The sequence below is a fragment of the Microcoleus sp. T2B6 genome (assembly GCF_036700475.1).
Taxonomy (GTDB): domain Bacteria; phylum Cyanobacteriota; class Cyanobacteriia; order Cyanobacteriales; family Microcoleaceae; genus Microcoleus.
On sequence record NZ_JAUBOZ010000038.1, the window covers coordinates 35,767 to 49,169 of the forward strand.

General features: G+C 45.2%; 11 protein-coding genes. 6 read left to right on the top strand and 5 right to left on the bottom strand.

Annotated elements, in window-relative coordinates:
• Positions 1 to 240: 240 nt before the first annotated feature.
• Positions 241 to 2,106, bottom strand: coding sequence for a hypothetical protein (locus tag QUA00_RS17895; RefSeq protein ID WP_333410520.1), 1,866 nt, complete (start codon positions 2,104 to 2,106; stop codon positions 241 to 243).
• Positions 2,107 to 2,483: 377 nt separating this feature from the next.
• Here QUA00_RS17895 and QUA00_RS17900 point away from each other — a divergent pair, with 377 nt between their 5' ends.
• The 6 genes from QUA00_RS17900 to QUA00_RS17925 all read left to right on the top strand — a co-directional run bounded on the left by QUA00_RS17900 (position 2,484) and on the right by QUA00_RS17925 (position 8,483).
• Positions 2,484 to 3,908 carry an aspartate ammonia-lyase gene (locus QUA00_RS17900; RefSeq protein ID WP_333410522.1) on the top strand — a complete coding sequence of 475 codons (1,425 nt, stop codon included), beginning with the start codon at positions 2,484 to 2,486 and terminating at the stop codon, positions 3,906 to 3,908.
• Between the two features lie 174 nt (positions 3,909 to 4,082).
• Positions 4,083 to 4,409, top strand: coding sequence for a hypothetical protein (locus tag QUA00_RS17905; protein WP_333144477.1), 327 nt, complete (start codon positions 4,083 to 4,085; stop codon positions 4,407 to 4,409).
• Between the two features lie 125 nt (positions 4,410 to 4,534).
• Positions 4,535 to 5,494 (top strand): DUF362 domain-containing protein, encoded by a 960-nt coding sequence (locus tag QUA00_RS17910; protein WP_333410524.1) that lies wholly within the window; start codon positions 4,535 to 4,537, stop codon positions 5,492 to 5,494.
• Positions 5,495 to 5,703: 209 nt separating this feature from the next.
• On the top strand, positions 5,704 to 5,859 hold the full coding sequence (locus QUA00_RS17915; protein WP_333410526.1) for a hypothetical protein: 156 nt from the start codon (positions 5,704 to 5,706) through the stop codon (positions 5,857 to 5,859).
• Between the two features lie 265 nt (positions 5,860 to 6,124).
• Positions 6,125 to 7,063 (top strand): class I SAM-dependent methyltransferase, encoded by a 939-nt coding sequence (locus QUA00_RS17920; protein ID WP_333410528.1) that lies wholly within the window; start codon positions 6,125 to 6,127, stop codon positions 7,061 to 7,063.
• 265 nt (positions 7,064 to 7,328) lie between these two features.
• Complete coding sequence (locus QUA00_RS17925) at positions 7,329 to 8,483, top strand: transposase (protein WP_333309607.1); 1,155 nt, start codon at positions 7,329 to 7,331, stop codon at positions 8,481 to 8,483.
• Positions 8,484 to 8,946: 463 nt separating this feature from the next.
• Here the strand turns inward: QUA00_RS17925 and QUA00_RS17930 are convergent, their stop codons facing one another.
• From QUA00_RS17930 to QUA00_RS17945, 4 genes are all read right to left on the bottom strand, one after another.
• Positions 8,947 to 9,753 carry a WecB/TagA/CpsF family glycosyltransferase gene (locus QUA00_RS17930; RefSeq protein ID WP_333144483.1) on the bottom strand — a complete coding sequence of 269 codons (807 nt, stop codon included), beginning with the start codon at positions 9,751 to 9,753 and terminating at the stop codon, positions 8,947 to 8,949.
• 117 nt (positions 9,754 to 9,870) lie between these two features.
• Positions 9,871 to 10,953 carry an NAD-dependent epimerase/dehydratase family protein gene (locus tag QUA00_RS17935; RefSeq protein WP_333410530.1) on the bottom strand — a complete coding sequence of 361 codons (1,083 nt, stop codon included), beginning with the start codon at positions 10,951 to 10,953 and terminating at the stop codon, positions 9,871 to 9,873.
• A gap of 59 nt (positions 10,954 to 11,012) precedes the next feature.
• Entirely contained in the window at positions 11,013 to 12,242 is a 1,230-nt protein-coding gene (locus tag QUA00_RS17940) for a glycosyltransferase (protein WP_333410532.1), read from the bottom strand.
• Positions 12,242 to 13,402 carry a glycosyltransferase family 4 protein gene (locus QUA00_RS17945; protein WP_333144486.1) on the bottom strand — a complete coding sequence of 387 codons (1,161 nt, stop codon included), beginning with the start codon at positions 13,400 to 13,402 and terminating at the stop codon, positions 12,242 to 12,244. The genes QUA00_RS17940 and QUA00_RS17945 overlap by 1 nt, the downstream gene beginning before the upstream one ends.
• Position 13,403: the final 1 nt, after the last annotated feature.

Genomic DNA, 13,403 nt, shown 5'->3' on the forward strand with positions numbered 1-13,403 from the left:
TGCCTGTTCCACAAAGAATTAATTTCTTCTTGTGGGGAGTAGGGGTTGGGCATCCTGCCCGCCCATAAAAGCCTTATCGATACCACCTTACATCTTGAACCATTCTCAAGAACAGGCAAGATGCCTGTTCCACAAAGAATTAATTTCTTCTTGTGGGGAGTAGGGGTTGGGCATCCTGCCCGCCCATAAAAGCCTTATTGAGAATGGTCAACATCTCAGATACCACCGGACACGATCGTACTATTTATCCCGCTGGGGTAAGACGTAGCCGACTTGCCGCAGGGCGTTGCGAAACTTAGTTTCCTGGGATAATGGAACTGCTAAAGTGCTAGCGCCAGCTAGCTGACAGAATTTTTTGGTACGGGAATCATTGGCAATCAACACTGCTAAATGGGGGTTAGCACATTCGATTAACTTGAAAGTTCCTGCATCTTGCAAACTATTCGATCGTTCTGTAACATCCGTCAAAAATCGCTGTACGGTTTCCGGTAGCGGTTCGATACTTCTTGTCTCTAAAACTTCTTTAAATTCTGCTAGCGGGTATCCGGCTTCAATGGCGGTAAATAGCTTTTGTCGATCGAGTTGCCAGACGACATCTGAAACTTTTTTAGTATAGAGATCGAGGACGATCGCATCTGATGTCGCGATGCCTTCTCCTGCTACAACAATATCTAAGTTGGGCAGTACGCGGAGTGTTTGACGGAACTCAATTGCTGGCGGAGTGTAATTCTGAGTCAATCCCAAACAGTAAGCCCCCAAAGCTGTCAGGCGAAAAGAGATTAAGCCGTCATAGCGACTGAGAAATCTCAAATCGTCCGTACCCCAAAGATCGTCAAAATCGCTGGGTAGGAGGGACGGATCGGCATAGGCAACATCAATTATTCCCAGGGTAGCAACATACTCAAACAACAGGCAGCGCATATATCTTTCTTGCAGAATATGCCAATCGTGACTGCCGGAATATCCTAAGTTACCATACCCAAATTCAGAAATGTAGAGATTGTCGGGATCGCGCGTTACTTCAAACCGATTGCCCGTTGCCAACATATATCTGCTAAATTCGCTAAACAGAACCCATTTACCGACAGGACATTCTGCTAGAATTGAGGCGATCGCCTCTCTCCGCCCCGCCACCGCTGTCATGCCGCGCGCCCCCTTGCCGGTTTGTCCTTTAATCGCATCAATGCGGCGAAATTCATCAAAAGTGTTTGTTTTTAACCAGCGCTTCCATGCTGTCTGTAATCCTTTGGCAGGTGATTCTTGCAAAGCTTTCTGTCCAGCTTTGGTCAAAACTAGCTTTTTGCCCGATAGTTCGGCGAATTTGCTCGCTTGGGCGATCGCGGCCCAAGCAAAGGATTTGATGTTACCAACCTCGTAGAATATATCGCCCTTTTCCACGGTAGCTTGGCGCTGTTCGTCGTTATAAAAATCACCCCCTTGCAATACGGAGGCGATCGCTTTCAGAGTTGCGGCACCAGGTAATGCGGTTTTCTCGCTAACGGCAACTTTGCCCGACTGAATCAGACGCAAAACAGCTTCCAAATCCTTTGGGGCTGTCCGTTCCATTTCACAAGTTGTCAAAGGAAGTTCGTACTCGGATACCTCTCTTTGAGATGTACGAAAGTTAGGTTTTTCTACACGAACCATAAAATTATCTGGCAGTACATCCCCAACCAGATTTAAGGAAATTCCTTGAGGTTTTGGCACAAACTTCAGCAATTTTTCTTCCAGATCGTAGGGTATCGCAGTGCCGTAGAAGAACAAGGATAGTAGGGAGGGTTCTCGGTTGTATCCATAGCGATCGCTTGTTCCCCAGTCTGGTTGTTGTCCGTATTTCGCCATAAATACATCGGCATCATAGCCACCACCTGACCCATGTATAACTTCCGCTACGGCCGCTTTTTGCAGGTCGTCTAATTGCGCCCAAACTTGCTTAAGTTTTTCTCCCTGCATTTGCTGTTTAATCCCAGCAACCAGGTCAGCTTTGCGGGTTAATTTACGATCGCCCGACAACAGTGCATTCAGCTTTTTTAAATCTTCAACAATTATTCCTTCGAGTGCCTCTTGGAGGGTAGGAACATCATCTATGGTTTGGTAACGCGGCATAATTTTTGGCAATTCGCCTGCTGCAAAATTGTTTGTGCTACCAAATATAACAACTTTCCCCGATTTGTAATTTGAATTTTTGTTACAAAAATCAGAACCCTGGTTTAATATTTATTGTTAAACAGGCAAATCTTATCTAATAAAGTCCAAAATGGGCAAACTCAAAAACTTGGGATTACACAACTACTCTTCTTCACAAATTTAGGGAAAAACCTTAATTTAAAATTTTAGTTTTGAGATTTAACTCAGAGTGTGAGATAATTATTTACAATCGTGACTTGTATTTTACTGAGTCCGCCGGCGCGCGGTAAAACAGCAGTGACAGTCAGCAGCGTTTAAAAAAAATCTCAATTCCCAATCATCACAAACAAGGCGATATGAGCGAACACCCAACCATCAGCTACCGCACAGAAAGCGACTCAATGGGAGACAAACAAATCCCATCTAATGTCTACTACGGCATCCAAACTCTAAGGGCTATTGAAAATTTCCCGATTAGTGGCATTAAGCCTTTATCAACATACGTTGATGCTTGTGTTTTAATTAAGAAAGCAACGGCGATCGCCAATGGCGAACTCGGCTGCATTCCCCAAGACATCAGTCAAGCAATTGTCCAAGCAGCAGATGAAATCCTAGCTGGCAAATTGCGCGATCAATTTGTAGTTGATGTCTACCAAGCCGGCGCCGGAACTTCTCACCACATGAATGTTAATGAAGTTCTTTCAAATCGCGCTTTGGAAATTATGGGCGAGGAAAAAGGCAATTACAAGCGCGTGAGTCCCAACGATCATGTAAACTACGGTCAATCGACAAATGATGTGATTCCGACGGCGATTCGGATCGGCGGATTGTTGGCCTTAGAAAAAACTCTGTTTCCGGCTTTGTCGGAGGCCGTAGTCGCCCTAGAAAACAAAGCAGAAGAATTCAAAGATATCGTTAAATCCGGCCGCACTCATATGCAAGATGCCGTACCAGTTCGACTCGGCGATACCTTCGGCGCTTGGGCGCAAATTCTCAGAGAACATACCTTGAGAATTGACAGGGCATCCGATGATTTGACCTCCCTGGGATTGGGGGGAAGTGCCGCAGGAACAGGCTTAAATACTCACCCTGAATACTGTCAAAAAGTTGCGGAAATTCTCTCCGAATTAATTGACCACCCCCTGAAACCAGCAAGGCATTTAATGGCAGCTATGCAGAGTATGGCACCGTTTGTAAATGTCTCCGGTGCACTGCGAAATCTCGCTCAGGATTGCGTTAAAATGTCCCACGACTTGCGTTTGATGGACTCCGGGCCAAAAACGGGTTTGAAAGAAATTCAACTGCCTCCTGTGCAACCGGGTTCGTCAATTATGCCGGGAAAATACAATCCTGTGATGGCAGAAATGACATCGATGGTTTGTTTTCAAGTTATGGGTTACGATAGCGCGATCGCCCTGGCAGCCCAAGCAGGACAATTAGAATTGAACGTGATGATGCCCCTGATTGCCTACAATCTCATTCACAGCATCGAAATTTTGGGCAATACCATCAGCGCGTTGACTACACAATGCCTCGCCAAAATTGAAGCTAAGGGCGATCGGTGTCTCGCTTATGCTGAAGGTAGTCTCGCCCTCGTTACCGCCCTCAACACTCACATCGGCTATCTCAACGCCGCCGCTGTCGCCAAAGAATCTCTAGAAACCGGCAAATCTTTGCGACAAATTGTGCTAGAACGGGGTTTAATGAGTGCAGAAGACTTGGCAAAAGTTCTAGATTTAGAGAAAATGAGTGCGATGCCAACATCTTCTGCTAACGTATAGGATCTCGCAGGAATCAGCTAGAAACTAGAAGGCTGAACTCGATTTAATTCTGCCTTCTGCCTTCTGAGTTCTGCCCGATCGCTGTCACAGGTGAAAGTTAAACAATTCAGAATTCATTTTTTTTACATTTAATTCTGAATTTTTTTTATAGTCTAAAGTTGGGGAGCAAAAATTATGCGCGCAGGTTCTTTTGCCAAATTAACTCAAGATAAAGAGAACACAACTCAAGTGACATTTCATTATGTGGAAGGTCAGGCTGAAACTTTCACTATTCCGATCCCTGCACAAGAATTCCAAGAGGAAGTGCTGCATTTGTTAAATCAACCTTGGTTGACTTTCCATTTAGCCGATCAAACGGTTTTTATCTGCACAGCCAGGGTGGTAAAAGTAGAAGTAAAACCTGCTATCCCTGAACTGCAAGGTCAAGGAATATTCTCTAACTCGCTGCGAGTTAGTACGATGCAGCGGGCGGCAGTTGGTAGATTGCCAACGAATAGTTAGGGTTCATTTGTATTGAGATTATTCTTGGTAACGCAGGCGCAGATCACCCTGCTTATGGTTTTATGTGCCTGTGTTACACTGAGATTATTCCCGATCGATAACCAATTACAAATTAATTCATAATTATGTCTGCTGTTAGTTTAATTCGTGCCAATTCATACGATCGCCAAATCTTGCAAAAATCTTTAGAAAGTTTGCTGGCACCCTTGGGCGGAATCTCGGCTTTTGTCAAATCGGGCGATCGGGTTTTACTCAAACCCAATCTCCTCACCGGTTCTCGCCCTACAAAAGAATGTGTCACCCGCCCCGAATTGGTTTACTGCGTGGCGAAAATGGTCATTGAAGCGGGAGGAAAACCCTTTTTAGGTGATAGTCCAGCTTTTGGCAGCGCGATGGGTGTAGCCAAAGCCAACGGTTATTTGCCACTGTTGGAAGAACTGAATTTGCCAGTAGTTGAGTTTCAAGGAAAACGCTATGAAACTGTCAGCGAAGATTTCAATCATCTGCGAATTTGCAAAGAAGCAATGGAAGCGGATGTAGTGATTAATTTGCCCAAACTCAAATCTCACGTTCAATTAACCGTGACAATGGGCGTGAAAAATTTGTTCGGCTGCGTCCCTGGTAAAATGAAGGCTTGGTGGCACATGGAAGCTGGCAAAGATAGCGCCAGATTCGGTGAAATGCTGGTTGAAACTGCCAGGGCAATTAACCCTAATTTGACGATTTTGGATGGCATTATCGGCCACGAAGGTAACGGGCCAAGCGGCGGGGAACCTAAGTTTTTGGGAATTTTGGCGGCCTCTGATGATGTGTTTGCTTTGGACAGAACTTTAGTTGAAATTATTAATGCTGATCCGGCTGCGGTTCCCACTGTAGCTGCGGCGATGAGATTGGGGCTTTGCTCGAATTTGGAGGATCTTGATTTTCCGCTTTTGCAGCCGGAAAATCTCAAGGTTTTGGATTGGAAGTTGCCGGAAAATATGATGCCAATAGACTTTGGTATGCCGCGGGTGATTAAGTCTACTTTCAGGCATTTTTATATCCGGTTTATCAAAGAACGGATCGGGGCTTACGCCGATCGATAGGAGACCTTGGCGACCTATACATAAAAATCCCTGCTTGTCAATCAGCTATTGTGATGAAGATTAAAGAAAAGTTTGGCTTCCCAACTCAACTGGGAGCTAAATTTTTATGTCAAGGCATCGTAGCGGGCGCAACATTTGCGTCCACCGATATATGAAATCGCAAATTTTATACTTCGCTTTTGCAATAAAATAAATAATATTACTTAGGTATGAAGGCAATAAAGCTTTTATTTATCTCGATCGCAGCCGACATCGCTACCCAGTTTTATAACTTAATTTATACTTTAATTATTGCTGAATTCCTAAATATAGGAAAACTTACTCACCGCCCGATCGCGGAATGTGTAGTTTTTTATTACACGTGACAAAGCAAGCTAAATGCGTTAGCTTAAATGCGATGTAAGCTGAAAACCACCCCGCAGCAATCCTGTTTCCGAAACCTAATAATTTTGGGGCCGTCATCCGCTGTATTTCAGATTCCGCAATGGTCACTGGCACATAATTTATTTCCGGATTTGAAATCCAACATCAGTGGTTATTAGTACATCAAGTACCTAAATAATGAAAACTAAAATGCCAAGTCAAAATTGCTTAAGTCCTACCGTCGTCTGTCCGATATCGGGACAGAATATGAAACCGTGGCTATTGATACCCGGTGATTGGCGCAGACCTGCAAACAAAGAATCCTTTCAATTGTACTGGTGCGAAAAGTCACAACTTGGATGCATTCATCCTTTACCCGAACTCAACAAAATCGCCAGTTTCTACGAGATTGACGACTACTATACTCATCATATAGACTCTACAGGTTCCGAGTCTTCCTCTTCTATTTCCTTCTGGGATAAATTACGCACGCATCTAGCTTGGCGTTTCGATCGCGGAGTAGATGTCACAAGTCAATGGTGGAAGCAACAGTTCGGGACTGCTTCCTGCTCGATCTTAGAAATCGGTTGCGCCAACGGGTACCTGCTGCAAGAACTGCAAGCACATGGTCACAAAGTCTGGGGCGTAGAACCCGATCGACAAGCTTTGGTTTTGGCCGAGCAGCGAGGTCTTGATGTATTTTATGGTACTGCTGAATCTTTGCCCCCGGAAGTCACGTCTAGACAGTACGACATGATTGTGATGAACCACGTACTCGAACATACCAGAGATCCTTTACTTGCACTCCGCAATGCCATGCAGTTGCTCGTGGATGGCGGCAAATTGGTGATGGAAGTACCAAATAACTCTTGTATTGGGCTGAAGTCATCAGGGATTGCATGGATGCATCTAGATGTACCAAGGCATTTGTATTTCTTCACACCGCAGAGCTTCCGCGCTATCTGTGAAAAAGTGGGATTTGAGATAATTTCTACCCAGTTTAATGGCTACTATCGCCAATTTGCCAACAGTTGGATCGATGATGAAAGAAAAATTTTGAGTGTGTTGGATTCAATGGAATCCCCTCGGATGGTAAAGCCTAAAGAAAACAGTAAGGCCCAAGCTTGGAATCTACTGCTGAAAACAATTTTTGCGGCTGATGAAAACAAGTACGATTCGATCCGGATTGTAGCCCAAAAGCCATAGCAAGAGCGAGGTAAGGGCAATAAACTTTTGGTTTTGTATCCAGTTTGGTTACCGAAAAACTGGGTCTAAAGCCCCGTCCTTCGTTTGACGGCTTTTCCTCTTTAAGTTTATCAATCCAGCCCTCTATAAGTTGGGTCATTGTTTTTTCTTTCTGTTTGGCAATTCTCCGCAGCTTCTCTAGCCGACTCACGGCAATGCGAATACTTAATCTTTCTCTGGTCATTTAGCTACCCAATTGCCACCCTATTATGTTATCGGAGTAAGCATGAAAGCAAGATATCAGTACCGTTTCTATCCAACAAGCCAACAGCAGCAGAGCTTAGCTCAGTTGTTCGGTTGCGTTCGTGTTGTGTATAACGATGCTCTTGCAATCTGCAAACAATCTCAAAAGAAGCCTAAATCGGCTGAACTCCAAAAGATTGTTATCACTCAGGCAAAAAAGACTGAGGAAAGAGCTTGGTTAGGCGAAGTCTCTGCAATTCCATTGCAACAGTCAGTGGCCGACTTAGAAGCAGCATTCAAAAACTTTTTTGAGTCTTGCAAGAGCAAAAGAAAAGGACGCAAAGTCGGCTATCCTAAGTTCAAAAAGCGCACAAACAGCCAGTCTGCAAGGTTGACTCGCGGAGGTTTCTCAATCAAAGGAGATGGAGTTTATCTAGCCAAGATCGGTATTGTTAAACCAATCTGGTCGAGGGAGCTACCCTCCGAGCCCAGTTCGGTCACGGTAATCAAAGACTGTGCGAACCGCTATTTACTCAGCTTTGTCGTAGAAATTCAACCCAATCGAGTTGATGCCAAGAACCAAAGTATCGGCATCGATTTGGGAATTAAAACTTTTGCGGTAATGAGTGATGGAACATCAGCCCAAAGTCCCAGTTACAAAAAGTTAGACCGAAAAATCCGCAAGCTGCAACGCAAGTTAGCCCGCCAGCCCAAAGACTCAAAGCGCCGGAACAAAACCCGCATTCAGATTGCCAAGCTCCACAATCAGATTGCTGATACTCGCAAGGATTTTTTGCACAAACTATCTACCAAGGTTGTCAGTGAAAACCAAACCATTGTCTTGGAAGATTTAAACGTGTCTGGCATGGTCAAAAACCGCAAAATTGCTAGGGCAATTAGTCTACAGGGATGGAGAGAATTTCGGGTATTGTGCGAGGCTAAATCTGAAAAGTTTGGGCGTGAGTTCGTAATTATTAGTCGATGGGAACCTACAAGCCAAACTTGCTCTGATTGCGGATATAAATGGGGAAAAATTGATTGGTCTGTGCGTTCTATACTTTGCTTAAATTGCGGTACAGAACACTACCGAGATGAAAACGCTTCGGTAAATATAGAAAAAGTCGGCCTGGGGCATCGGCACGACTCTAAATGTACGTCGAGACAGAGTAAGACTACCGGGCGTAGCGTCCGTCAATGAAGCGTAAAGAATCCCCACGCCTTCAGGCTGGGGAGTATGTCAAACAGTCACAATACTTTTGCGCTCCCTGCAATAATCCCCAATGCCAGGAGTTCGCTCAAACAAAATGCGGCTATTGACCCAGAAATCCACCTGACTCGATCGAGACTGACGCACAAACTTTGTATGTAAGGTGTGCAGTCGGCAGCTTACCACATAGATAAGGTAAAAAGTGTTTTCTGGCGTAATATCCTTTCCGGTGGCATCGGAATAATATATTTGGATCGTGTCAGTGGGAGCTTAAGAGATCGCTACCCAAATCGCGAGTTCTTAAGCTCCCACTATAATTCGGATGCCACCGGATTTGATATAAATTTTATTGAAAATGCTATCGCAGTTGCACCTCAAAACGATTAGTTACGATGTGTTTGCTTTTTAAATTTTTTCTTGTGATCACCCATAATTCACCAAAAACTTTTAAATTTCAACCATATAATACTTCTTCTACAGGCGGCGTGGCGTCTGTGGGGTCGAACTGTTTGATTTTCAAAGCTTGTAGCAAAAACAGCCAGATATAAAGCGGATTCAAAAAAACATACCGCTGCCAAAGGCGCCGAGGTTCCTTCATCATCCGAAACAGCCATTCCAAACCTATTTTAGATAAAAAGTCAGGAGATTTAGCCAAATTACCCGCATGAAAATCGTAAGCAGCACCTACAGCAATCAATGGCATTGATAAGTCGTCCCGGTATTCGTAAGCCCAGACTTCTTGCCGGGGACACCCCAAACCGACAAAAGTAATTGCTGCACCGCTGTTGCGAATTTGCTGTGCAATTTCTTGTTTCTCTTGGGGCGACACGTGCCTAAATTTAGAAGGCTGAGTTCCAGCAATAATTAACTTGGGAAAACGCTGGCAGAGATTGCGAGATAAAGCTTCCAGTACAGAAGCTTGAGATCCGTACAAATAGATAGGTAATCCTTCTTCTGCCGCACGTTCGCAAATTTGTAACATCGCATTCGGCCCGCAAACTCGATCGGGCAATTCCGTATGGTATAGCCAGTTTAACGCCCACCTGACAGGCTGTCCGTCTGGCAATACTAAGTCCATGTGATTAATCCGATAACGATGAGTGCTGTCGAGAACCCCAGTCATTACCCCATGAACCGCGAGAGCAGAAACTGACATTGGTTTTCCGGCGCTGGCTGCCGCAATAATTTTGCTAACAGCCGCTTCATAATTAACGGCATTTACTAATATGCCGAGTACATTCTTTTTCCCTTTATCAATCATGGAACACCTCTTTAAACCAACGCTCGCGGTTACACTCATAAATCTCCCCTAAGATTTGTTTGATCTTGTATTCTTCAATCGTTTACCGCAATTCTCAGCACATTCTTTTTGCCCCGCTCACTCATTGGCATCCTCTTTCAGCCAACGCTCGCGGTTACATTCATAAATCTCCTGTAAGATTTGTTTAACGTTATATTTCATTTTCCAGTTGGGATAGTGACTGGAAAATTTGGAATTGTCGCTAATCCACCAAATGTGATCGCCCATGCGATTCCCTTCAGCATAAGTCCAATTAAACTTGCGTTCTGCAATTGCCTCGCACATCTGGATAGCTTCTAACATCGAACAATTGCTGTACCTGCCTCCTCCTGTGTTATAAACTTGGGCGCTTTTGGGAGCTTTATAAAATTCATAAAATGCCGAAATTAAATCCGCGCTATGAATGTTATCGCGAACTTGCTTGCCTTTGTAGCCAAACACGGTGTAAGGAGTTCCCGTGACAGCACACTTCATCAAGTAGGCTAGAAAGCCGTGCAATTGAGCTCCTGAGTGATTTGGCCCCGTCAAACAGCCGCCACGAAAACAAGCGGTGTTCATATCAAAATATCGACCGTATTCTTGGACTAAAATGTCAGCAGCTACCTTAGAAGCACCAAACAAACTGTGCAGGCACTGATCGATTGACATATCTTCCCGAATGCCACTTTCGTAAGTATGGCCGGGTTCAATTTCCCACCTGTGTTCTAATTCAATTAAAGGCAAACTGTTAGGCGTATCGCCGTATACTTTATTGGTAGAAGTGAAAATGAAAACCGCTTTAGGACAGTACAAGCGAGTTACTTCTAGAAGATTGAGAGTGCCGTTGGCATTGACGGTAAAGTCTATTTTCGGAGCACGGGAAGCCCAATCATGGCTGGGCTGAGCTGCTGTGTGAATTACTAATTCGATCGACTCGCCGTACCGCTGAAAGATATTGGTAATCGCTTCATAGTCGCGAATGTCCACATCTAAGTGATAATACTTGGTACCCAAAGACTTTTCGAGCAGTTGCCGGTTCCAGTTTGTAGAACCATCAGCACCAAAAAAGAACTGGCGCATATTATTGTCGATCCCAACTATATCTAAGCCTTGTTTGGCAAAGAACTGACACGCCTCAGAGCCAATTAAACCCGCCGAGCCAGTAATGATTGCAACGCCCACGTTTCACCGCCTGAAAAAATATAGTTTTCTTTGTTTTGCCCGATCGAACCCATCAGAAGTTATCCTGATTTTCTATAGACTATATCTTCGCACAATTGAGCAAAGAATTCGCCTTTAACATCCCAATCATATACTTCCCGGACGTGATTGCGACCTGCTTCACCCAAGCGCGATCGCAACTCTGCATCGCCGGCTAAATTAGCGATCGCCTCAGCTAGACCCTGCACTGCCTGTTCTGGATTGTAACCAGGTACTTTTATCCCCGTTTGCGCCGTCACTTGAGTAGCAGGCCCTCCCAGGTCCAAGCAGATGATGGGGCGCCCCGCCGCCATCCCCTCCAAGCAAGTCCAGCCACCTGAATCGTGCAAGCTAGGGTGAATAAGTACATGAGACTCCCCTAGCTTACTCAAAGTTTCCTCGCGTGGCAGCCTCCCCCACAACTTAACTTGAGAGGCAATGCCCAATTCTTCCGCTAGAGACTGAAGGCGAGCGCGTTCCGGGCCATCCCCCAGCAGCCAATATTCGGCATTCGGCAAGTTAGCTTGGGCAAATGCCCGCAACGCAAGGTGATAGCCCTTCCAGTGCAGCAGCCGCCCCATACTGATGAACCTGATCGGGGAAAGCCCTGGCATCTGGCACTCTCCCAGCCTCGCCATCTCTTCCTTCGACAGACACGCCTCGGAAAGCACCTGCACCTTTTTAGCACCCATCGCCCGCACCCGCTTCGCCGTGTCCTCCGTTGTCGCAAAAGCTAAGACACTTCGCCTAGCCGTCATCCTGGCAAAGGGATCGCTTTCGCCGAGCCGCTGTCCCCAATCTCGCGCCGTTTCGTAAAGTTTTGCCTTAAAGCTAAAATCAGCCCAAAAAGGTTTCGGGGCTGCTTCGCCACCGCCCACAGGCCCCCAAATAAAAGGAATAGGCAGCAGCGAGATGAAGCTGGGCGACCAAAATTTAACGTAGGTGACGTGGCGGGCGATATCGAAATTAATTTGGCGGTGGAGCTGGCGCGCCTCTAAATAAGCCAAAATTTGCCACAGGTAATAGTGCAATTGCAGCCCTCCCTGTCTACCTTTAAAGTTTTCGCTCCAGCCGAAAGGCTCAATGTAGACAAAGTGCAGGTTAGGGTTCGGGTACGTGGCCAGGAAGGCTTCAATAGCGGTACGGTAAAAGGTGCGAGTTAGTACCCAAACTTCTTGATGCTTGGCGGCTTCTACCACCGCATTCCAGCCCACTCCTTCCTCAGATCCTTGTCCGGGTTCGCAGGCAAAGGCAGATAAAAGAATTTTCATCAACTTTTCTCCAATACTAGCGAAGTCACATCTGCTATTAATTTCGCAGCATTTTCGGGTGTATGTTCAGCGATCAGTTGCTGGGATTTTTTGCCCATGATCGCTAACTTTTCTGGGCAATCAATCAAGTCCCGCATCGCGTTTGCAATACCTTCCGACTGATAGGGATCAAAAATATAACCATTTTCACCTTCAACGATCATTTCGCAAGCCCCAGCCCATTTTGAACACAAAACCGGCTTACCAAATGCCATCGCTTCTAGCACCACCATTCCCCAAGTATCTTCTAACGTAGGAAAAACAAACACATCAGCTTCTAGAAAATAAGAGCCCAAGTATCCGTATTCTATCCACCCTGTCCAAACAATTTGTTTTTCTAAACCCCATTCTTTTGTAAGTGCTTCTAGTTCCGATCGCTGTTCCCCGTCTCCAACGATAATGACTGTGTAATTCGAGTATCCCTTGCTTTGCAAAATTCTGCAAGCTTCTAACAGATTCTTAATCCCTTTGCGGGAAATTACTTGACCCACGCACAGAAAAATTGGGTGGGGGAATGACAAGGAGATAGACTTATTATTTTCTAACTTTTGTACCAAAGCTTTAGCATCAGGAACCATGTAAGGTTGAGCAAAGATATTACTTTCGGCAGCCCCAATCACTTCTACCAAATATTCTTTACCTCGGCGACTATTAGAAACAAAGGTATCAGCAAATTTACCCATCCAGCGTCGAATCGTCGATCGCACCTTAGAATCTCGAAAGTCTACATTCGGGGAACTACTTTCATAAACTAAAACCAATTGCCATTTCCCTATAGGCTTAAAGATTATAGCTACCAATGTCCAGATCGAAAATCCACTAGCAAAAATGACCTGGGGCTTGAATTGCAAAAGAGGAAAAATAATCCCCGGAGTAGCCTTAATATAACCACGACTGTACCCAGTTTCTATCTTTTGGGTGGTGATGAATTCAGTATCTCCCACAACTTCGACTACTTCTGTACCAGGAGCTTCCGGATCGTAGCGAGGCCAGAGGCGACCTGTATAAAAAATCGTGTTCGGAATCAGTTTTTTGAGCTCATGCAAAACCGGCGGCCAATAGGCCCCAAATTCTGCCGAAGGAACGAGCCAAGCAATGCGGAGTTCATTTCTATCAACCATC

Coding starts and splice junctions, on each gene's coding strand:
- QUA00_RS17900 (WP_333410522.1), top strand. CDS start 2,484: ATGAGCGAACACCCAACCATCAGCTACCGCACAGAAAGCGACTCAATG.
- QUA00_RS17910 (WP_333410524.1), top strand. CDS start 4,535: ATGTCTGCTGTTAGTTTAATTCGTGCCAATTCATACGATCGCCAAATC.
- QUA00_RS17915 (WP_333410526.1), top strand. CDS start 5,704: ATGAAGGCAATAAAGCTTTTATTTATCTCGATCGCAGCCGACATCGCT.
- QUA00_RS17920 (WP_333410528.1), top strand. CDS start 6,125: ATGAAACCGTGGCTATTGATACCCGGTGATTGGCGCAGACCTGCAAAC.
- QUA00_RS17930 (WP_333144483.1), bottom strand. CDS start 9,753: ATGATTGATAAAGGGAAAAAGAATGTACTCGGCATATTAGTAAATGCC.
- QUA00_RS17925 (WP_333309607.1), top strand. CDS start 7,329: ATGAAAGCAAGATATCAGTACCGTTTCTATCCAACAAGCCAACAGCAG.
- QUA00_RS17905 (WP_333144477.1), top strand. CDS start 4,083: ATGCGCGCAGGTTCTTTTGCCAAATTAACTCAAGATAAAGAGAACACA.
- QUA00_RS17895 (WP_333410520.1), bottom strand. CDS start 2,106: ATGCCGCGTTACCAAACCATAGATGATGTTCCTACCCTCCAAGAGGCA.
- QUA00_RS17945 (WP_333144486.1), bottom strand. CDS start 13,402: ATGGTTGATAGAAATGAACTCCGCATTGCTTGGCTCGTTCCTTCGGCA.
- QUA00_RS17940 (WP_333410532.1), bottom strand. CDS start 12,242: ATGAAAATTCTTTTATCTGCCTTTGCCTGCGAACCCGGACAAGGATCT.